This window comes from Arthrobacter sp. NPDC090010, assembly GCF_044748305.1.
Taxonomy (GTDB): domain Bacteria; phylum Actinomycetota; class Actinomycetes; order Actinomycetales; family Micrococcaceae; genus Arthrobacter_E.
Genome location: NZ_JBIVFT010000015.1, coordinates 26,777 through 47,450 on the forward strand (window position 1 = coordinate 26,777; position 20,674 = coordinate 47,450).

The following is a 20,674-nucleotide window of genomic DNA, read 5'->3' on the forward strand; positions in this document are numbered from 1 at the left end:
GGGGCGAAGGAGGTCAGCGCTCGTCGTTCGGGTAGCTGACGCCCAGCTGCGCACGGACCCCGTCGAAGAGACGCATGATGTTGACGGAATCCGCCCAGGGCATGGTCGGACTCTCCAGGAGGCCCTGCTGCACACACCGCGTGACTTCGCGCAATTCGTAGCTGTAGCCCGTACCCACAGGATCGAAGATCTCCACCCGGGGTTCGCTCTGCCCGATCCGGATGTGCAGTTCCCGGGGGTTGTTGACGGAGCCGAAGGTCTGCAGTGTCCCGAGCTCCCCGGCGACGGTGGCGCTGCGTGGGCCGTGTGCCAGCAAGGACGATGTGAGCGAGGCCTGTGCTCCGCCGGAGTAACCCAGGCTCAGCAGGTTCTGTGAGTCGACACGCTGTTCCGTCAGCGTCCCCCGGGCGTCCACCGCATCGGGGAAGCCGAGAATGCCCAGGGGCCAGAGCAGCGGATAGACCGTCAGATCCAGGAGCGCGCCGCCGCCGTCGCGCCTGGCCCAGATGCGGGCTTCGGGATTGGGCGGGCATGGGAACCCGAGGTCGGCAGAGATCCAATGAACAGCACCGAGCTCCCCGCTCGCGGCGATCTCGAACGCCCGCTGGATGGACGGCAGGAAGCGGCTCCACATGGCTTCCATGAGGAACACGCCCTTGTCCCGGGCCAACGCGGTCAGTTCCTCCGCCTCGCGGGCATTGATGGTGATGGCCTTCTCGACCAGCACCGCCTTGCCGGCCTTCACGGCGGCCTTCGCGATCTCGAAGTGCTGAGCATGCGGAGTGGCGACGTAGACGACGTCGACGGCGGGATCCTCCACCATGCGCTGGTAGCCGGGTACGCCGTCGTCGTCCCCGTAGCCGCGCGAGAAGCCGTGGCCCTCCGCGAACGAATCGGCTGTCTGCTGCGAGCGTGAACTCACGGCGTACAGTTCGGCATCCTGCAGAAGGGCGAGGTCCGCCGTGACGGAACGGGCGATGCCTCCCGTGGACACCACACCCCAGCGCAAGGGCCGTCCGGTGGCGATGGCGGGGTTCTGTTGTTCTTGGGACAGGAGCCAAGGGCGGGGGATGAGTGAAGCCATGGACCCATCATTGCACCAGGCTCAGTGGCGTGGAACGGGTCCATGGCTTCACAAGGAGTGGCCGTCCGGCCGGTTCACGCCGCCAGTCGTTTGCGGACGAAGGCGGAAAGCTGATCCACCACGACGATCAGCACCAGGACGATGATGATGTGCGTGAGCATCGAGTCGAAGCGGAAGGTCTTGATGGACTGGTTGATCAGAAGGCCGATGCCGCCCGCGCCCACGAGACCCAGGACGAGGGAGGAACGCACGTTGACGTCGAAGCGGTACAGAAGGAGGCCTACGAATTGCGGCACCACCATGGGCAGTGTGGCGTTGGCGACCTGCTGAAGCCGGTTGGCACCGGCGGAGCGCAGTGCCTCCTGAGGCCCGGCGTCGATCTCCTCCATCGCCTCCGCCCAGAGCTTGCCCATGACGCCCGTGTTGTGGCAGATCAGGGCGAGCACGCCAGGGAAGGGGCCGAGGCCGACGGCGGTGACGAAGATGAGCGCGAAGACGATGTCCGGCACGGCGCGGAAGAAGGAGAGGATCACCCTGGCCAGTTGATAGGTCCAGCCGGCAGGACTCGTGTTGCGCGCGCCGAAAACGGCCAGCAGCAGGGCCGTCGGGATGGAGAAGGTGGTTCCCAGCAGGCCGATCCAGAGCGTCACGAGCGTGGCGTCCAGACCGGGCTTGACGGTCTTCTCCCAATTCAGGTCCGGTGGGAACGCCTGCGCCAGGAAGTCCGCCATCCCCTTCCAGCCCTCCACGAGCAGTTGGGGCTGGAACTCGGTGCCCTCGATGGCGAAGACGTGCAGGACGATGATGACTGCGGCGAGGACTGCCCAGCCGAACCAGCGCCGAGGGCTGCGGAGCGCCGGACGGGACCGTTTCACCGGGGGCGCGTCGATACGGGTGCTCATGCTGCGAGCCTCCGATCGGGTGCGTAGAGCTCGTCCAGGTCGGCGGCGCCGATTCGTGTGACGGGGGAATCGAAGACCATGCGGCCGTTCAGCAGACCGATGGCGCGATCGGCGTGCCGCAGCGCCAGGTCGGGCTGGTGGAGCACCGCAGCGACGGCCAGACCGTGCTCGTGGGCGAGGCCTGAGAGCAATTGCATGACCTGCTCAGCGGCGTGCGGATCGAGCGCGGAGACCGGCTCGTCGGCAAGAACGACGTCGGCCCGCTGGCAGAGGGCGCGGGCCACGGCCACGCGCTGCTGCTGCCCGCCGGAGAGCCGCCCGGCCCGGTCGTGGGCGCGATCGGCCAGGCCGACGCGGTCAAGGCAGTCCATCGCTTCTTCGAGGACGTCGTCGGGGAAGAAGAGCGGGCTCAGGCTCCGCCCCGTGCTCATCCGCGCCAACGCTCCGGTGCAGACGTTTTCGAGAGCTGTCCGGCGAGGCACCAGGTGGATCTTCTGGAAGATCATGGCGGCCTTCCTGCGGGCCAGTTGCAGGGGCTTGCCCTGCAACTGGCCGAGGTCCTGCCCGCCCAGCTTGATGCTTCCGCCGTCCGCCTCCGTCATGCCCATGACGCAGCGCAGAGTGGTGGACTTGCCCGAGCCGTTGGCCCCGAGGAACGCGACCAGCTCGCCGGAAGCGACGGAGAAGTCGACTCCTTCCAGGACCTTGCGTCCGCCGAAGGACTTGGTCAGGGAGGTGACATCAAGGAGCGGGCTGTTCATCAGAGGTTCTTTTCGGTGAGGTTGAGAGCGGCGGCCAGGTCGAAGAGCGGCTTGTAGTCGTCCTTGGTGACGGCGATCATCGGGCCGGGAGGGGTCACGTCGAGGAAAGACCCGACCTTGGCGACGTCGGCGGCGTCTAGCTGGAGGAGAGCGTCGGTGACGGCCTTTTTCAGCGCCGGATCGGCGTCCTTGCGGATGGTGATCGGATCGTTCGGGATCGGGTCCGAGGCCCAGATCTGACGGAAGTCGGACGCCTTGAAGGTTCCCTCGGAGGTTGCCGTGGCGAGCGTCTGGGTATTGATCTCGGCGACGTCGACCTTGCCGTTCTTCAAGGCGAGCAGTGCTTCCGGGTGACCACCGGCGTAGTCGAGCTTGACGTCGCTCTCGGCGATCCCCGCCTGCTTGAGTGCGAAACGCGGGAGTGCGTCACCGGAGGTGGAACCGTTGGAGCCGAGGGCGATCGACTTGCCTTTCAGATCGTTGATGGACGTGATGGCACTGTCCTTCGGGACCCAGAGGCCGGCCTTGTAGCTGGAGAGCTTCTTGTCCGCGGTGGCGAAAGACGCGATCGGTTCGGCGCCGGCCTGCTGGCTGGCGAAGACGAAACCGAGCGGACCGAACTCGCCCAGGTCCAGCTTGCCGTTCTTCATGGCGAGAACCTCTGCCGCGTAGTCGTCCACCACCTGGACCTTGACCGGGCAGTTCAGCTTCTTGGACAGCGCGTCGGCGAGGACCTGGTAGGCCGGAAGCAGCTTGTCGGGGGCTTCGTAGGGCTCGACGCCGAACTTGATCTCCCCATTGGGGCAGACCGAGGCGGAGGAGGCCGAAGCGGAGTTCCCGCTGGCCTGAGAACTGCCGCCGCAGGCGCTCAGAGCGAGGACCGCGGTGAGTGACGCAGCCGCCGTGGCGAGGAGACGGGCACGGGTGGTCTTGTTCATGATGGTTCTTTCGTCAGGAGGGCGAAACGGAGGGGAACAGAGAGGTGATGGTTCGGTCTGCGATGCCGAAGGAGAGGGTCATGCCGACACCGGAGGTGACCGATACGGCGGTGACCCGGGGGAGCACTTCCTGGATGAAGAGCGGACCCACTTCGGATGAGGCGTAGACGCCCTGCCAGCGCTCGACGATCCGCGGCGGAGTGCCGAGTGTCTGGGTGAGGTGTTCCAGCAGCGTCTCGCTGACGGACTCGTCGAGGAACGGCGGGGCGGACTGGTGGTAGTGGTGGGAATCGCCCAGCAGGACGGTGCCGTCGGGGCGCTGGGTGAACATGACGTTGGCGCCCACCTCCAGCAGCTCCGGGTTCATGGTGGTGACCTCGTCCCGGAGCTCTCCTGCGGCGTCGGTTTCGACGAACGCCGGGTAGCGCAGCATGGATGTGGCTGTCAGGACGGCGGGCGTCAGATGGAACCCTTCCGGCATCCGGCCGAGCGCCATGTTGAGTGAGCACCGCTGGATCCGGTGCGCGGCGGCCTCTTCGGGGAAGAGATAGTCGAGGTCGTGGCCGACGCAGACCAGCACGCGCGAGGCGGAGAACCCGCCGCGCGAGGTGGCGACGTGGACTCTGTCCCCGTCGGTGGTGAAGGCCAGTGCCGAGGTGTTCCAGTGCACTGCGGCCTGCGGCAGGGTGTCCAGCCAGGCGGCGAGCTTGGCGACGGTCGTCCGGGGGTCCACGCGCAGATCATCCCGGAGGAACGCTCCGCCCAGCAGACCGGGCCAGGAGGAGTGCGTTCCGGCAGGCCCGAGCTTGGCGCGCGTCTCCTGAGCATCGAGGAGGGTCACCTGACCTTCTTCGCGGGATGCGGAGAGCTCTTTGAGTACGGCGAGTTCCGGTTCGCTGTGAGCGACGACGACGGCGCCCGTCGGGGCGGCCCAGAAGCCGGCCCGCTCGGCGATGGAGAGCCAGTGCCTGCGGGACACTTGTGCCAGCTCATACAGTTCGCCGCTCTGGGCGGTCACGCAACAGTGCCCGAAGTTCCGGATGGAGGCGCCGACGGCGCGGTGGTCTCGCTCCACGACCTGTACTGACAAGCCGCGTTCCGCCGCCAGGGCTGCGTGGGCCAGGCCCACGATGCCTGCGCCGACGACCAGAAGATCGGTGGTGGTTTCGTTGTTCACGTCATTCAGACTGCCGGACCGTGTGACCGCGCTTCAAGCCGAAACGGCACCTGTATAGACAAGTTCACGGAGTGTTTACCTGAGGCCGAATTGATTAACCAGGTGTTCATTCCAAGCCCCTGAAAATCATGACAGGACAAGTGTCTCCACTTGTATGATCAAGTGGTGAGTATCCAGCCGACAGAACCATTGCACGTCCGCCTGAGCGACGAGTTCATGCGTCGTATCAACGACGGTGTCTGGCCTGCGGGAAGCCAGCTTCCCAGCGAAGCGGAGCTCTGCCGGGAATTCGGCACGAGTCGCGGCCCCATCCGCCAGGCGCTCGCGTTCCTCCGCAGCGAGGGGGTCATCAGCGGCGGACGTGGCAAGTCTCCCGTGGTCCGCGGGGGAGTGCCCTCGCAGTCGTTCTCGACCTTCAACTCGTTCACGGAGTGGGCCTACAAGATGGGCAAGACCCCAGGCCAGCGCACGGTGGAACTGGCCATCCGGCAGGCGACTCCGGACGCCGCTGAAGCGCTCGACCTTCGGGTCGGGGACAAGGTGGTGGACGTGCTGCGCGTCCGTTACCTCGACGAGGAGGCGGCCATGCTGGAGTCCAGCACCTTCACCTATGACGTGGGGCGGCTCCTCTTCGACTTCGACACGGACAGCGGTTCCATCTTCGCTTACCTGAAGCAGCAGGGGATCCGGATCCACAGTGCCCGGCACACCATCGATGCCGTGGCCGCAACGGCGGCGCAGGCTGAGGCACTGGGGACCTCCCCGGGCTCCCCGCTGCTGCGCGAGCGGCGACTCACCACGACCGACGACGGGACGCATGTCGAGTACGCGGAGGACTGTTATCTCCCGGGGATCACGAACTTCATCATCGACAACACGGTGGAGCAGCGTGCCGCGCTGATCCGCATCCACACCGAAGGACATTGACATGACCCAGCTCGTCGCCTGCGACATGGCCGGAACCACCATCGACGAACACGGGGACGTCTACCGCGCCCTGGCCCAGAGCGTGGAGGAGGTGGGGATCGCGACCAGCGAGGCCGACGTTCAGGCCTGGATGGGGGCTGACAAGGTGGAGGCCATCACCGCCCTGCTGCGCATCGGCGATCACCCCGCCGACGAGGAGACCGTCCGGGGTGCCTTCGCACGATTCCGCGCCATCCTCGCCGGGCTCTACGCTGCCAACCCGCCTGTGGCGCTCCCGGGCATCGAGGACACGCTGAACGGTCTCCGGGCGCGAGGAGTCAAGCTTGCGCTGACCACCGGTTTCTCGGCCGACGTCGCGGGACCGCTGCTGGAGGCGCTGAACTGGAAGCTGGCGGACGACGACGGCGCGTCGGACGCTGCGCTGGTGCTCGACGCGGTCGTCACGAGCGACGAGGTCAGTGCGGGGCGCCCGGCACCCTTCATGATCCACCGTGCGATGGAGCGGACCGGGGTGCAGGACGTGCGGAATGTCATCGCCGCCGGTGACACCGTCAACGATCTGCTGGCAGCACATCGGGCGGGGGTCCGCGGAGTGGGCGTCCTGACCGGCAAGCTGGGCCGCGAGGAGCTTTCCGGACACCCGCATGACGCGATTCTGAACTCGGTGGCAGAACTGCCCAGTATCGTCTGAGGACTACGCGAAACGGCGGTGGGGGGGGGGGGGGGGGGCCCCCCCCCCCCCCCCCCACCGCCGTTCTCAATCCCGTCCGGAGACGGGCTGTTGCATTGGTGTGCTGCGCACGGTATCTGGCCTTTTCGCGTCTTCTTGGTGCTAGTCCGCTTCGATGGCGATGTTACGAGGATTCCGATGGGTTGAGTGAGGGTTCAGAAATTTTGGCAAATGTTGAACATTATGCTTGCGCTGACTCCGAACTGGCAGTAGCATGCAAAGTGCATTCATGCAAATAGATGTTATATAAATTTTTATCTTGCTCTTCGATTTATTGAACTTTCAAGATGTCGCATCCAGAAAGGTTTTCGATGTTATCGATCTCAGATCACGTTAAATTTTCAAGAAGCCCGTTTCGCATGGTCATTGCGACGCTCGTAGTCACACTCCTGGGTCTTGGGCTGGCGATTGGGCAGGCGAAGGCCGAGCCGACAGGTCAGTACTACTACAACTGCGTTTTGTCCAATGGTTCCAGCTACTTCCTCAAGAAGGGCGAGCCACTTTCTAACTGCAAAGGCTCCTATCTTCAGAAATATATTAACGGGAACCGGGTTCAGTCCATAGGTCTCACTCCCAGTGGCGCTGTCGCCGATCCTCGGTGGAACAGACCGATTTGCGCTATCACACTAACCGCGTCGGTGGTGCTGGTTTTCACTTCAGGAGGAGCTGCAGTCTGGCTTACCCGACAAGCTTCTAATGCCATTCTGAAGACAAAGTGCTTGGCATAGTTCATCCACCCTGTGGGCTTGAGATGTAAACATGAAGTTTTAGGTATCGATTTTCGCGGGTTGGGTCTTACCGGAGCTTTCCGGACACCCGCATGACGCGATTCTGAACTCGGTGGCAGAACTGCCTAGTATCGTCTGAGGACTACGCGAAACGGCGGTGGCCGGTGGACTTCCGTCCACCGGCCACCGCCGTTCTCAATCCCGTCCGGAGACGGGCTTGGATCACTTGCCCGAGGTGATTGGACCCAGGACCGGGTCGCCCTCGTAGGCGGTGCCCACATTCGCCTTGGTCACGATGACCGGCGGCAGCAGGAAGGCCGGGACGACCTTCACGCCGTTGTTGTACGACTTGTCGTCGTTGATCTCCGGAGTCTTGCCGGTCTGGAGACCCTTCACCATCTCAATGGCATGCTCCACGAGCTTGCGGGTGTCCTTGTTGATGGTCGAGTACTGCTGCCCGGCCATGATCGACTTCACGGACTCCACCTCGGAGTCCTGGCCGGTCACGACGGGAGTCGGCTTGCCAGCGGCCTTGACCGAGGTCAGGATGGCGCGGGCCAGGGTGTCGTTGGGCGAGAGGACGCCGTCCAGCGTGGCGGAGCTGTAGCTGCCGGCCAGGATGGTGTCCATGCGCTTCTGGGCGTTCTCGGCCTTCCAGCCCTGGGTCACGGCCTGTTCGAAGGTCTTCTGACCAGAGACCACCTTGAGCGTGCCATCATCGATCTTCGGCTGCAGTACGCTCATGGCGCCGTCGAAGAACACCTTGGCGTTGGCGTCATCCGGGGAACCCGCGAACAGCTCGACGTTGTACGGACCGGAGGGCTTCTTCGCTTTCATGCCGTCCAGCAGGGCCTGGCCCTGCAGTTCGCCGACCTTGTAGTTGTCGTAAGCGACGTAGTAGTCGACGGCGCTGGTGTTCTTCAGCAGACGGTCGTACGCGATGACGATCGCACCGGCGTCGTGCGCCTGCTTGAGCTGAGTGCCCAGCTGGGAGCCGTCGATCGCGCCGACGATGATGACCTTGGCACCCTTGGTGATCATGCTGGTGATCTGGCTCTGCTGCTCCGAGACACCACCGTTGGCGAACTGAACGTCGGCCTTGAAACCGGCACCTGTGAGGTCGTCATTGAACAGCTTCTCGGCCAGCACCCAGTTCTCACTGGTCTTCTGGGGGAGGGCCACACCGATCAGTGCGTCCTTGGCGAAACCTGCCGAACCGGAAGCGTCCCCGCTGGCGGTGGAGCCGGACTCGCTGCGGCCGCAGCCCGTGAGTGCCAGGGCGGCGATGGCGGCGACTGCGGCAGCTTTGCCCGCTTTTCCGAACATGCGCATGAGTGAATCTCTTTCTATTGATGAGCCGGGGACACTCGCAGGGTGCCCCCGGTCCGGGGTTCTAGGCCTCAGGCGGCCTTGGTTTCGGCTTTGGTTCCGAAGTTTTTGAGAAGCAAGCCGGTGATGGACCGCTTGCCCTGGGACTTGTTGTACACATCGAAAGCGACGGCGAGCAGAAGCACACCGCCCTTGATGATCTGGGTCCAGTCGGCCCCGATGCCCAGCAGCTGCAGGCCGTTGTTCAGCACGGCCATGACCAGACCACCGACGATGGAACCCATCACGGTGCCCACACCGCCGGAGACCGCGGCACCACCGATGAAGACGGCGGCGATCGCGTCCAGTTCCCAGCCGACTCCATCGAACGGGCCGGACGCCGTGGAGCGGGCCACGAAGATCATGCCTGCCAGTCCGGCCAGGATGGACATGTTCATCATGACCAGGAAGTCGACCTTCTTGGCCTGAACACCGGAGAGCTCTGCGGCGTGCTTGTTGCCGCCCACGGCATAGACATGACGGCCGATGACGGTGCGAGAAGAGACGAAGCCGTAGATGAGGACGAGCGCCGCCAGGATGATGCCGGAGATTGGGAAGGAGGTTCCAGGACGGCCAGTGGCGAAGAGGTAGGTGGCGTAGAGCAAAGCGCCGCAGATCAGGATCAGGCGGACCGTGATGACCCAGGTCTCTTCCACCTCGGCACCCAGGGCGGCGGATGCCTTACGACGGCGGATCTCCCCCCAAATGATGGCGGCGATGGCCAACAACCCGAGTAGCAGCGTGAGGTTGTTGTAGCCGGTGTCCGGTCCGATCTCTGGGAGGTAGCCTGCACCGATGGTCTGGAAGTCATCCGGCACCGGGACGGTGTTGGACTTACCCAGCAATTGGTTAAGGCCGCGGAAGAGCAACATGCCCGCCAGGGTCACGATGAAGGCTGGAATGCCGACTTTGGCCACCCAGAATCCCTGCCACGCACCCACCAGCGCGCCCAGTGCCAGGCCGTAGACGACCCCGAGCCACGAGGGAAAGCCCCAGTCACGCATGGCGAGCGCCACCGCGATCCCGACGAAGGCGGCCACGGAGCCGACCGAGAGGTCGATGTGTCCGGCGATGATCACCAGCACCATGCCGATCGCCAGGATCAGGATGTACGAGTTGCCGTTGAACAGGTTGATGACGTTCTCAGGCGTGAGGGTGATGCCGCCCGTCAGGATCTGGAAGAGGACGATCAGGAAGACGAGGGCGAAGATCATGCCGAACTGGCGTGTGTCGCCGCCGAAGATCTTTTTCAGTGCATTCATTGCAGGTTCCTTGGGTGCGTGGAGAGGGGCCGGCGGCCCCACAGCAGAGGGAAGGTGGTTCAGGCGGCCTTGCGTTTGGCCGTCATCAATTTCATGAGGTTCTCCTGGCTCGCATCCGCCTTGTCGAGGACGCCCGTGATGGAACCTTCGAAAATCGTGTAGATGCGATCGGACAGGCCGAGGAGTTCCGGCAACTCGGACGAGATGACGATGACGCCCTTGCCTTGGCTGGCCAGGCGCTGGATGATGCCGTAGATCTCGTACTTGGCACCGACATCGATACCGCGCGTGGGTTCGTCGAGGATGAGCAGATCAGGATCGGTGAACATCCATTTCGCCAGGACGACCTTCTGCTGGTTGCCACCGGAGAGCTTGGCCACTCCTTCCTCCACGCTGGGAGTCTTGGTGCGCAATGACTTCCGGTACTCTTCGGCGACCTGGAACTCCTTGTCCTCGTTCACCACCGAGTACTTGCTGACGCCCTTGAGATTCGCGGCCACGGTGGTGGTCTTGATGTCGTCGAGAAGGTTCAGCCCGAGGTCCTTGCGGTCTTCGGTGACGTAGCCCAGACCATGGTCGATGGCCTGACGGACGGTCTTGAGCGTGATCTCCTTGCCATCCTTGATGATCTGCCCCGAGATGAACCGGCCATACGAGCGACCGAAGAGAGACCGGGCGAGCTCGGTGCGTCCGGCGCCCATGAGTCCGGCGAAGCCGACGATCTCACCGCGCCGGACGAAGAAATTGGAACCCTTGCAGACCAGGCGGTCCGGGATCTGCGGGTGGCCCACGGTCCAGTCCTTGACCTCGAAGAAGGTCTCCCCGATCTGAGGCGTGTGATCCGGGAAGCGGGACTCCAGGCTGCGGCCCACCATGCCCCGGATGATGCGGTCCTCGTCCACGCCGTCGCCCTTGACGTCGAGGGTCTCGATGGACTTCCCGTCCCGGATGATCGTGATGGAGTCCGCGATCTGCTCGATCTCGTTGAGCTTGTGGGAAATCATGATCGAGGTGATGCCCTTGCCCTTGAGGCCCAGCAGCAGATCCAGGAGATGCTGGGAGTCGCTCTCGTTGAGCGCGGCGGTCGGCTCATCGAGGATGAGCAGTTTCACCGACTTGTTCAGTGCCTTGGCGATCTCCACGAGCTGTTGTTTGCCCACGCCGATCTCCTTGACGGGAGTATCCGGGTCGTCCGAGAGGCCCACCCTGGCGAGGAGATCGATGGCCCGGCGTCGCGCCTCGCTCCAGTCGATCATGCCGAAACGGGTCGGTTCATTTCCCAGGAAGATGTTCTCCATGATGGAGAGCTCCGGGATCAGGGCCAGTTCCTGGTGGATGATCACGATGCCGGCGGCTTCGCTGGCACGGATGTCTCTGAACTGCTGGACTTCGTTCTGGTAAACGATGTCCCCGTCATAGCTCCCGTAGGGATAGACGCCGGAAAGCACCTTCATCAAGGTGGATTTGCCGGCTCCGTTCTCGCCGCAGATGGCGTGAACCTCTCCCACTTTCACTGTGAGGTTCACTTCGGAAAGGGCCTTCACCCCCGGGAACTCCTTGGTGATGGAACGCATTTCCAGGATGGTCGCGGAGGTGGTGGTCTCAGACATCATTCGTCCTGCCTTGAAGCTTGCCTCGAAGTCGTACGGTGTGGGCGCCAAGCCCACTGAGCAGGAGTGCGGCCTGTGGCTCGCATCACCCTCCTGACGGACAAGTAAACTCGAGATTCGAGCTTGCCGTCAACACTTTAACGCAGACGCAGTGCCAAATCGTTACGACTTGGCGGTGACCGGGCGCCGGAACACCAGCGCGGCCGCGCCCAGCGCCTCGGCCCGCTCGCCCAGCGAGGAGACGGTGAGAGCGGTGGAAGCGCCCACCATCGGGATGGTGTGACGAAGGATCCCGCGCCGGATCGGGGCCAGCAGCAGCTCGCCGAGTTCGGCCAGGGGCCCGCCCACCACGATCACCTCAGGGTTGAGGAGATTGGCGACCGTGCCGAGCGCATGGCCGATGGCCAGCCCGGCGTCGTCGAGCACTCGCAGCGTGGGCGGATGGCCGTCCCGCGCCGAAGTGACGATGCTTCGCGTGGTCACGGTGCCGGGCTCATTGCGGCTCAGCTGTTCGATCATGGTGGTGGTCGAGGCGACGGTCTCCAAGCAGCCTCGGCTGCCGCAGCGGCAGACGGCGCCGCGGTCGTCGATGGCGGAGTGCCCGATCTCGCCCGTGATGCCAAGGTGGCCGTAGACGGGGCCCCCGTTGACGATCAGCCCGGCGCCGATACCCGAACCGATTTTGACGAACACCAGGTTCTGGGCCCCGCCGTGCGGGCCCCAGGTGGCTTCCGCGAGGGCTCCCAGATTGGCGTCGTTGTCGACATGGACGGGGAGGCCGAGGGCCTCGTGCAGCCGCGTGTCGGTCTCGATGCCCACCCACTCGGGGAGGACCGCTCCGTGGGCCACGGTATGGCTCCGGTGATCCAGCGGTCCGGGGATGCCGACCCCGACGCCGATCACATCGCCGTGGCTCAGCCCCTGCTCCGTCAGCAGATGCTCCATGAGGCCCCGTGCCGTGAGGATCCCGTGCTCCGCCTGGTGCCCGAGCTCCAGGGCGGCCGCGTCCTCGGCGACCACCCTGAAGTCCCGGGTGGCGAGCACCACGCGCACGTGGCGGCGTCCGAAGTCGATGCCCACCGCGACATTGTTGTCCGGGGTCAGTCTGACCTGGAGGGCGCGTCGGCCGGATGACGTGGTTGGTTCGGTGTGGACTGCGCCGTCGCGTTCCAGCTCCTTGACGATGTTGGAGACCGTTGCCGTCGACAGCCCTGTGGCCCGGGCGAGTTCGGCCTGCGTGGCCGGGCCGGCGGCCAGGGCGGTGAGAACACGCTCCTGGTTCAGAAGCCGGAGGGCGGACTGTGAGCCGGGGTTGCGGCGGCTTGACGGGGTGCTTCCCGGGCGGCTGGACATGCATGCAAGCATTCCTCAAGAGGCTCATTGCGGTCAAGAAGTTAACGCAATCTCCCGGATGCTCTGATTCGGCCGAGGTTGGCAAGCGCGCTGCACATCGGCTCCCGCCCGCTGGATCCGGCGGTGCACGAAGTACCTGAAGCTACGGGACATGGTGCAAAAGATCCTCTCCCGTTCAGTGTGGCGACCGCCTACCCTGGACACAGGACCGGGGCTCCTCCCGGGACGGCCGGAAGCGGCCGTCGATAAAATCCGGCAAAGAAAAGAGGGCTCTGGTGCGTCTGGCCATCATGCAGGGGGAGTCGGCGGTACTCGACGTCGAGTCGAACCTGGTCTCCCTGCGGGAATCCGCCCGGCGCGCCCGTGAGGCCGGGGCCGAGCTGTTGCTGAGCCCGGAGCTCTTCCCGGTCGGCTACGCGCCCCGGAAGCTGCGCGAGCAGTTCGACCCCGCTGCGCTGCCCGGCCTCCGCGCGTCCCTGGCGGACATCGCCAGGGAATGCGGCATTGCGCTGCTCTACAGCCTGCCCGACGTCGAAGAGACGGACTCGGAGGCTCAGTGGCACATCTCAGCCACCCTGCTCGGCCCCGATGGCGAGGAACTCTCGCACTATCGCAAGGTGCACCTCTTCGGCGCCGAAGAGCAGGAAGTCTTCACACCCGGGGCGGAGCCGGCCGCCGTCGTCGAGTTCCGCGGTCTGACGCTCGGCACGGTGGTCTGCTACGACGTCGAGTTCCCTGAGACGGTCCGGGCGGCGGCGTTGCGCGGAGTGGACTTCCTCATGGTCCCCACGGCGCTGGGGGTCGGCTATCAGCAGGTGCCTCAGCGGGTCATCCCCACCAGGGCGCTGGAGAACCATCTCTACCTCGCCTACGTCAATCACGCAGGGGTGGAGGACGGATTCGCACTCAGCGGAGGCAGCGTCGTCGCGGACCCGTTCGGTGAGCTCATCGCTGAAGCCGGCCCCGGTCCCGAACTGCTCATCGTGGATCTGGACCCTGAGAGGCTCGCCGCCGCCCGGGCGGACGTACCCTATCTCCCGGAACGCCGCCCGGATCTCTACCGCCGTTGGCTGAGTTGAGTCTTCACTTCCGCAGGCTGGGCTGAGTCGGCCCGGCAGATGCTTCGCGGCCTTGCTCGGAGGACGTCCGGACGTTCTCCGGCTCCAGGAATTGCAGGGCCAGCCACAGCTCGGTGCGCACGGAGGGATCCGCCAGCTCCTTGCCGAGGACCTCACCGACAGCGGAGATATGCCGTCGCACGCTGTTCCGGTGGATGCCGAGCGCATTCGAGGCCCCGTCCCAGGAGCCGTGAGCCGCGAGCCAGGCTCTCAACACGCGCAACAGCAAGTCCCTGCGCGCGGCCTCGAGCTCCAGAAGAGGTCCCAGAAGCTCCCGGGCGAGACCCGCGCCCGCCCCACGTGGCAGCAGTCTCGCAAAAGTCCTGGGCTCCTGCTCGGCCAGGAGGCTGCGGTGCTCCTCGTCCACCCTCGGCAGAAGGGCCAGGACTTCATGGCGCAAGGAAGGGATCTCACGCCGGGCCTGGGAAGCCAGTGTGTGCACAGTCGCCGGTCCAGGTGCCGGACGGGACACCGCGCAGGCGTATCCCTCCGCTTCCACCCGCGCCAGCCGGGACGGGCTGGGCTCCTGCCGGGTCACGGCGAGGACCAGCCCGCCGTCATGAGCCACCAGCTTCGTGTCCCAGAGCCGGCGCCAGGCCAGAATCTCGGCGGGAGCCTCGGACGGCTCCTCCGCATGTGAGCGGGCGGCGACGACCCTCAGTGCTGTGCCGCTGCCCGGCGTGCTGTCCGCCAGCAGGCGCGAGAGTACGCCGTCGTCGGTTCCCGAATCGCCGCCGAGCAGCAGGAGCGTCGCGAGCTGACCGGGGGAGAGCGAACCGGCGGCGCGCTGCCGGGCGAGCAGTTCCAGGAGTCCGACGGCGGTCGAGAGGATGCTGTTCTCCGGTGCGGTCAGGCGCTGCTTCGTGAGCAGGACCAATGCGCCCAGCGTCGGCTCGGGGCGTTGCAGGCGTCGCGCCGTGGGCGTCTGTGATGTCGGCGCGGAGGCCGGTTTGGTGCGGGACGCTCCGCGGAGGGGGAGTGCCTGCAGGAAACCGTCCGGGCTCTCGCGCAGTTCGACTCTGGGTCCGCTTCCGGACAACAGCTCCAGGGCCAACGCGCCCGCCTGGTCCTCCGCGTGCGCTGTTCCTGAACGGCCCGACTGAAGGCGCAATTCGCCCTGGACCCCGTAGAGGTAGACGGAACCGGGGATGCGCTGGACGAGGTTCCGGAGCAGTTCCTCCTCGCCGTACTCGCCCCGGACCGCCCGCATGAGCTGCCGGTTCGCGTCGGCCACCTGGCGCAGGACGCTCGCGCTGACCGATTCCAGGAGCCGGGAGAACGTCACCCCCACGGCGGCGAACGGCAGCGTGTCCGGGAGCTGCCAGAGGGTCAATCCGTGCCGGCGGCACGCGTCGAGCAGCGCGGGTGGCACTTCGCGGAAGTGCGGCTCAAGTCCGAAAGCCAGTGCTGAGACCCGGGCCTCCGAGAGCCGCTGGACGAAGCCGTCGACCGCCTCGCCAGCGGCGCCATCGCCGAGGAAAGGCAGGCCGGCGGTCAGCAGCAGCTCATGGTCCATGAGGTAGGGGGTGGGATCGGTGAGCTCACTCGTCTCCACCCAGCGCAGTGGAGTGTCTCCGGCGTCGTGCAGCACCTGCACAGTGGACGGCAATTGAGCCAGAAACCGATGCGTGGTCAGGCCGGGAGGGAGGCCGAGTTGTGCCTCACCGTCCGGAGGGGCACCATGGATGGAATGTGCACTTTGTCCCATAGGGGCAGAGTTTAGTCCGTATTGCACCATCGTGAGAGCTGGCTCACAGCCCTAGCCTTGGACTAGGCCTCTTCCCGCCGGCAACGACGCCGGCCAGCATTCCCCGAACCTCAAGGACCTCCCCATGACCACATCCCCCAAGACCCTGCCGGGCGCCGCGCCCAGCCTCGGCCGGCAGCTGGTGCGCCGCAAGTCGATTGCGCTCATGGAACGCGATGCCCAGGACAATGCCGGGCACGGCTCCCTCAAGCGCGGGTTCGGAGTCCTGCAACTGACCATGATCAGTGTCGGCGCCACGCTCGGCACCGGCATCCTGGTCATTCTCGGCGATGCCGTGCCGATCGCGGGCCCGGCCGTCTGGCTTTCCTTCGTGGTGGCCGGCTTCGCCGCACTGCTCTCCGCCGTCTCCTACGCGGAGATGGCGGGCATGGTGCCGGTGGCCGGATCGAGTTACTCCTACTCCTACGCCACCATGGGCGAGGGCATGGCCTGGATCTGCGGCTGGTGCCTGGTTCTGGAGTACGCGGTCTCCGTGGCGGCTGTGGCGGTGGGGGCCGGCCAGTACGTCAACGAGAGCATCGCCGTATTCGGCATCCAGCTGCCCGATGCGATCTCTCAGCCTCCGGGCGGCGGCGGGATGGTCAATCTGCCTGCACTGATCGTGGTTCTGCTCGCGACCCTGCTGTTGGTGCGCGGTGCCAAGGAAAGCGCCGTCGTCAACACCGTCATCGTCTTCATCAAGGTCGGCATCCTCGCGTTCTTCTGCGTCGTCGCCTTCACGGCCTTCAACGCAGGGAACTTCGAGCCTCTGCTGCCGATGGGCGCCGCCGGGATGAGCGCCGCGGCCTCCAAGGTGTTCTTCTCCTACATCGGCTTCGACGCCGCGTCCACCGCCGGCGAGGAAGCCCGCAACCCCAAGCGCGACCTGCCCCGGGCGATCCTGCTCTCCATGCTGATCGTCACGACGGTGTACGTCCTGGTCTCCGTCGCCGCCATCGGCGCCCGCAACTGGCAGTGGTTCGACGGCGTGGACGCCCCTCTGGTCCAGATCATCAACGAAGTCACGCACCAGCCGTGGATCGCCCTGGTCTTCGCCGTCAGCTCCGTGCTGGCCATCTGCTCCGTGGTCCTCACCGTGCTCTACGGGCAGACCCGCATCCTGCTCACCATGGCCCGGGACGGCCTGGTTCCCAAGATCTTCGGCGAGGTCTCGCCCCGCACTCACACCCCCGTGAAGGGCACCTGGATCGTGGGCATCGTGGTGGCCCTCACCGCGGCATTCATCCCGCTCGGCGCGCTCGCGGACGCCACCAGCATCGGTACGCTCTTCGCCTTCGCCCTGGTCAACGTCGCCGTCATCTACCTGCGTGTCACCAAGCCGGGCAAGACCCGCAGCTTCAGGGTGCCGCTGTACCCCGTGGTCCCGGTCCTCGGTGCCCTGGCCTGCCTCTTCCTCATGGCCAATCTCGACGGCGTGACCTGGCTGGTCTTCGCCGCTTGGATGGCGGTGGGCGTGGTGGTCTACTTCAGCTATGGACGACGGAACTCCCGCGTCGGCGGGCTCAGCGACCAAGACTACGCCCTGAGCCACCAGGACGACTGAGCCACCAGGACGACTGAGCCTGGCCCACTCTTCACCGCACTAGCAGTTCACGACTTTAGGCAAGGAACCATGGAACCCACCGTCGCCCCCGTCGCCGGGACGGAGAGCAACCCGTCCGCCCCCATCACCATGCTGAACCCGGATTTCCCCTTCAGCTATGACCTCTACGTGCAGAATCCAGCGGGCCTCGGCAGCGTCCCCGAGGAACTGCACGGCACTGAGGTCGCGGTCGTCGGTGCAGGCCTGTCCGGCCTGGTGACGGCTTACGAGCTGATGAAGCTCGGCCTGAAGCCCGTCGTGTACGAGGCCGATCAGATCGGCGGACGCCTGCGCACCGCGAGCTTCCCGAGCGCCCCGGGCGTGGTGGCCGATCTGGGCGGCATGCGTTTCCCGGTGTCCAGCAAGGCGCTGTACCACTACATCGATCTGCTGGGCTTGGACACCGCGGACTTCCCCAATCCGATGGCCCCCGTCACCTCCAGCACGGTGATCGAGCTCAAGGGCCAGAAATTCTATGCGGAGAAGTCTGAAGACCTCCCGGAGTTCTTCCATGAGGTGGCCGCCGCATGGAAGACCTGCATGGAAGAGGACGCGCGCTTCACGGAGATGCAGAACGCCCTCAAAGCCCGCGACACGGCGAAGATCAAAGAGATCTGGGACGAGCTGCTGGAGGAACTCGACGAGGAGACCTTCTACGGATTCATTGCGAACAGCCGCGCCTTCAAGGAGGCGGGCTACGCGCACCGTGAGGCGTTCGGCCAGGTCGGTTTCGGCACGGGCGGCTGGGACACCGACTTCCCGAACTCCATCCTCGAAATCCTGCGCGTGGTCTACACCGATGCCGACGATCACCACCGCGGTGTGGTCGGTGGCGCGGCCCGCATTCCGCATGCGCTGTGGAACCACGCACCGGAGAATCTCAAGCACTGGGCGGCCGGGACCTCGCTGGCGAGCCTGCACCAGGGTGCCCCGCGCGGCGCCGTGGCGAAGATCGCGCGCGTGAAGAACGACGACGGCGAGCCGACGTCGCGCATCGCCGTCACCGAGCGCTGGGGCCGTGAGCGTGAGTACGCCGCCGTCGTGACCACCTGCCAGTCCTGGCTGCTGTCCACCCGGATCCACACCGAGGAGGCGCTGTTCCCGGCCGAGATGTGGACCGCGATCGAGCGCTCGCATTACATGCAGTCCTCCAAGACCTTCGTGATGGTGGACCGGCCGTTCTGGAAGGACCGCAACCCGGAGACCGGGGAGGAGGTCATGTCGATGACCCTCACCGACCGCCTGACCCGCGGTACTTACCTGCTGGACAACGGCCCGGACCAGCCCGCAGTCATCCTGCTTTCCTACACGTGGAACGATGACGCCCTGAAGTGGCTGAGCCTGGATGCTGAGCAGCGTGCGGACCTGATGATCCACTCCCTCGAGCAGATCTACCCCGGGGTGGACATCCGGAGCCACATCGTGGGCTCGCCGATCACGGTGTCGTGGGAGTCCGATCCCAACTTCATGGGTGCGTTCAAGGCGAACCTGCCGGGCCACTACCGGTACCAGGAACGGCTCTACACGCACTTCGAGCAGTCTGCGCTGGACGAGGCGCACCGCGGCATCTTCCTGGCCGGCGACGACGTGTCCTGGACCGCCGGCTGGGCCGAGGGCGCCGTGACCACGGGCCTGAACGCCGTGTGGGGCGTGGTGAATCACCTGGGCGGCGCCTCCGCTGCGGACAATCCCGGCCCGGGCGAATTCCTGGCCGAGTACGGCCCCAAGCGCCTGGCCTGATTCAGATCGTCTCGCGATTTCTGCGCCCTTGTTGGCGTGGGGGGGCCCCCCGGGGGGGGGGGGCCCCCCCCGGGGGGGCCCCCCCCCCGGGGGGGGGGGGGGGGGGCCCCCGGGGGGGGGGGGGGCGCGGGCCGGAATAGGGCCGGGCGGGGGGTTGGGCGCCGCGGGGGGCGCCGGGCCCGCGCCCGCCGTCAAAACCCCCCCCCCCCCGCGGGGGGGCGGCCCCCCCCCCCCCCCCCCCCCGGGGGGGGGGGGGCCCCCCCCCCCCGGGGGGCCCCCCCACGCCAACAAGGGCGCAGTTCTATGTGCGAGGAAGATTCCACTCTGCTCGGGCTGTCTGAGGTAGACCGGCCTGACGCAGCAGGCCCTCCAGCCGCACAGGGTGCTCCAGATCGGCCCAGACCCATCGGACGACCGTCAGCCCGAGGCGCCGGAGCCGGTCTTCCCTGAGTTTTTCCGCAACCACCACCTCGGAGGGGCTTCTTCCTTTCAGGTACTCGGGCTTCACATACTTTTCACGCCCGTCGAATTCTCCGACCACCCCCAGTGATCTCCAATGGAAGTCGGTGTACCCGATCAATCCGGCACGATCACTGAACCTTGCTTGCAGCTCTGGCTGCGGGAAGCCGTACCGGTGCATCGCCACCCTGCTGAGCGATTCACCGGGAAGGTATCCACCGGGGTCGGCGAAGTCGAGGACTGCCTGAAGTTTCCGTCGTCGCGTGGCGTTGCCGATCTGCGCGATGAGTCTGTACGCCGCATCCCGGTCCCGTGGCTGGGTCGGGGCCTCCGTCGTCGTGATCGGCTCGCTGGTCTCCTCCGGCAGTGCCCATCCTTGCGAAGGTCGGGCGGAAGGTACAGGTCCTGTCTGGGCGGATTCGCTGACGTCCCAGGAACCGGTCCCCGCCATGCCGGAAAGCACTCGCGGGTTGAGCAAGCGGTCCATCGCGGCCACGGCCCAGGCGAACTCCTGATCCACGGCGAGATCGATGGCGGTGTTCACCACGTCGCTGCAGGGCAATCCATTGATCCCCACGATCTGCCGGACCCGTCCGTCAGGCCGGTGATGGACTATCCCATTCTTGGACCTGCCGCCCGAGGCAGCCGATCCGAGAAGATGGGTGGGATCGTTCCAGTCCTGTCCTGGAGTGTTCTTCAGCGGGAGCCCGTGAAGGAGAGCACTGCTGCGGCCCCAGAGTGGCAGCCGCATGCCGTATGCCTCGGCTGCGACCTGGAACATCAATTCCTGTCTGGCCCGTGGGGAAAGCGCGACCCAGGTGGAGGTCTCCACATAGCTTCCGCGACGGAGCCGGACCAGTGCCCCTGACCGGGCCCGTCGGGAGAGTTCATCGGGACCGAGTCCGTGAACGGCGGAGTCCCGTGCCCGGATCAGTCGGGCGGAGGCGACTGTCATGGCACGAGTCTGGTGGAATCCGGCGTGGTCCCGAGCGTTCGGTGTGTTTATGTGGACAACTCAAGCTCCACGAAAAATGCGCCCTTGTTGGTGTGGTGGGGGGGGGGGGGGGGGGGGCCCCCCCCCCCCCCCCCCGCCCCGGGGGGCGGGGGGGGGGGGGGGGGGGGGGGGCGGGCCCGAACCGCGCCCCACCCGCCGCCCAAAAACACAAA

General features: G+C 65.9%; 16 protein-coding genes. 5 read left to right on the top strand and 11 right to left on the bottom strand.

What is annotated here, in order from left to right; all coding sequences use genetic code 11:
* Window positions 1-13: 13 nt before the first annotated feature.
* The 5 genes from ACIPXZ_RS16700 to ACIPXZ_RS16720 form a co-directional block, all read right to left on the bottom strand.
* Complete coding sequence (locus ACIPXZ_RS16700; RefSeq protein ID WP_400596390.1) at window positions 14-1,084, bottom strand: Gfo/Idh/MocA family protein; 1,071 nt, start codon at window positions 1,082-1,084, stop codon at window positions 14-16.
* A 74-nt stretch (window positions 1,085-1,158) separates the two neighbouring features.
* Window positions 1,159-1,986, bottom strand: coding sequence for a phosphonate ABC transporter, permease protein PhnE (gene phnE / locus ACIPXZ_RS16705; RefSeq protein ID WP_400596392.1), 828 nt, complete (start codon window positions 1,984-1,986; stop codon window positions 1,159-1,161).
* The gene (locus ACIPXZ_RS16710) at window positions 1,983-2,747 is read right to left on the bottom strand and encodes a phosphonate ABC transporter ATP-binding protein (protein ID WP_400596394.1); all 765 of its coding nucleotides are present in this window, start codon (window positions 2,745-2,747) and stop codon (window positions 1,983-1,985) included. The genes phnE and ACIPXZ_RS16710 overlap by 4 nt, the downstream gene beginning before the upstream one ends.
* Window positions 2,747-3,685: a phosphate/phosphite/phosphonate ABC transporter substrate-binding protein gene (locus tag ACIPXZ_RS16715; protein WP_400596396.1), complete on the bottom strand. Its 939-nt coding sequence runs from the start codon at window positions 3,683-3,685 to the stop codon at window positions 2,747-2,749. The genes ACIPXZ_RS16710 and ACIPXZ_RS16715 overlap by 1 nt, the downstream gene beginning before the upstream one ends.
* Before the next feature lie 13 nt (window positions 3,686-3,698).
* A complete protein-coding gene (locus tag ACIPXZ_RS16720) occupies window positions 3,699-4,862 on the bottom strand; it encodes a TIGR03364 family FAD-dependent oxidoreductase (protein WP_400596399.1) in 1,164 nt (387 codons plus the stop codon).
* A 165-nt stretch (window positions 4,863-5,027) separates the two neighbouring features.
* Here ACIPXZ_RS16720 and ACIPXZ_RS16725 point away from each other — a divergent pair, with 165 nt between their 5' ends.
* Entirely contained in the window at window positions 5,028-5,789 is a 762-nt protein-coding gene (locus ACIPXZ_RS16725; protein WP_400596401.1) for a GntR family transcriptional regulator, read from the top strand.
* A 1-nt stretch (window position 5,790) separates the two neighbouring features.
* On the top strand, window positions 5,791-6,480 hold the full coding sequence (locus ACIPXZ_RS16730; RefSeq protein WP_400596403.1) for a phosphonatase-like hydrolase: 690 nt from the start codon (window positions 5,791-5,793) through the stop codon (window positions 6,478-6,480).
* Window positions 6,481-7,469: 989 nt separating this feature from the next.
* Here ACIPXZ_RS16730 and ACIPXZ_RS16735 read toward each other — a convergent pair.
* From ACIPXZ_RS16735 to ACIPXZ_RS16750, 4 genes are all read right to left on the bottom strand, one after another.
* Window positions 7,470-8,579: a substrate-binding domain-containing protein gene (locus ACIPXZ_RS16735; protein WP_400596405.1), complete on the bottom strand. Its 1,110-nt coding sequence runs from the start codon at window positions 8,577-8,579 to the stop codon at window positions 7,470-7,472.
* 68 nt (window positions 8,580-8,647) lie between these two features.
* Entirely contained in the window at window positions 8,648-9,877 is a 1,230-nt protein-coding gene (gene mmsB, locus ACIPXZ_RS16740) for a multiple monosaccharide ABC transporter permease (protein WP_400596407.1), read from the bottom strand.
* A gap of 59 nt (window positions 9,878-9,936) precedes the next feature.
* Window positions 9,937-11,490: a multiple monosaccharide ABC transporter ATP-binding protein gene (gene mmsA / locus ACIPXZ_RS16745; protein ID WP_400596409.1), complete on the bottom strand. Its 1,554-nt coding sequence runs from the start codon at window positions 11,488-11,490 to the stop codon at window positions 9,937-9,939.
* Window positions 11,491-11,649: 159 nt separating this feature from the next.
* Window positions 11,650-12,840 (bottom strand): ROK family transcriptional regulator, encoded by a 1,191-nt coding sequence (locus tag ACIPXZ_RS16750; protein WP_400596411.1) that lies wholly within the window; start codon window positions 12,838-12,840, stop codon window positions 11,650-11,652.
* Between the two features lie 275 nt (window positions 12,841-13,115).
* On the opposite strand from ACIPXZ_RS16750, the gene ACIPXZ_RS16755 reads away from it, so the two are divergent.
* Entirely contained in the window at window positions 13,116-13,919 is an 804-nt protein-coding gene (locus ACIPXZ_RS16755) for a carbon-nitrogen hydrolase family protein (RefSeq protein WP_400596413.1), read from the top strand.
* A gap of 4 nt (window positions 13,920-13,923) precedes the next feature.
* Here ACIPXZ_RS16755 and ACIPXZ_RS16760 read toward each other — a convergent pair whose 3' ends face one another.
* Window positions 13,924-15,666, bottom strand: coding sequence for a PucR family transcriptional regulator (locus ACIPXZ_RS16760; protein WP_400596415.1), 1,743 nt, complete (start codon window positions 15,664-15,666; stop codon window positions 13,924-13,926).
* A 124-nt stretch (window positions 15,667-15,790) separates the two neighbouring features.
* Here ACIPXZ_RS16760 and ACIPXZ_RS16765 point away from each other — a divergent pair, with 124 nt between their 5' ends.
* The gene (locus ACIPXZ_RS16765; protein ID WP_400596417.1) at window positions 15,791-17,269 is read left to right on the top strand and encodes an amino acid permease; all 1,479 of its coding nucleotides are present in this window, start codon (window positions 15,791-15,793) and stop codon (window positions 17,267-17,269) included.
* A 69-nt stretch (window positions 17,270-17,338) separates the two neighbouring features.
* A complete protein-coding gene (locus ACIPXZ_RS16770; RefSeq protein ID WP_400596419.1) occupies window positions 17,339-19,048 on the top strand; it encodes a flavin monoamine oxidase family protein in 1,710 nt (569 codons plus the stop codon).
* 301 nt (window positions 19,049-19,349) lie between these two features.
* Here ACIPXZ_RS16770 and ACIPXZ_RS16775 read toward each other — a convergent pair whose 3' ends face one another.
* A complete protein-coding gene (locus ACIPXZ_RS16775; RefSeq protein ID WP_400596421.1) occupies window positions 19,350-20,462 on the bottom strand; it encodes a type IV toxin-antitoxin system AbiEi family antitoxin domain-containing protein in 1,113 nt (370 codons plus the stop codon).
* Window positions 20,463-20,674 lie beyond the last annotated feature (212 nt).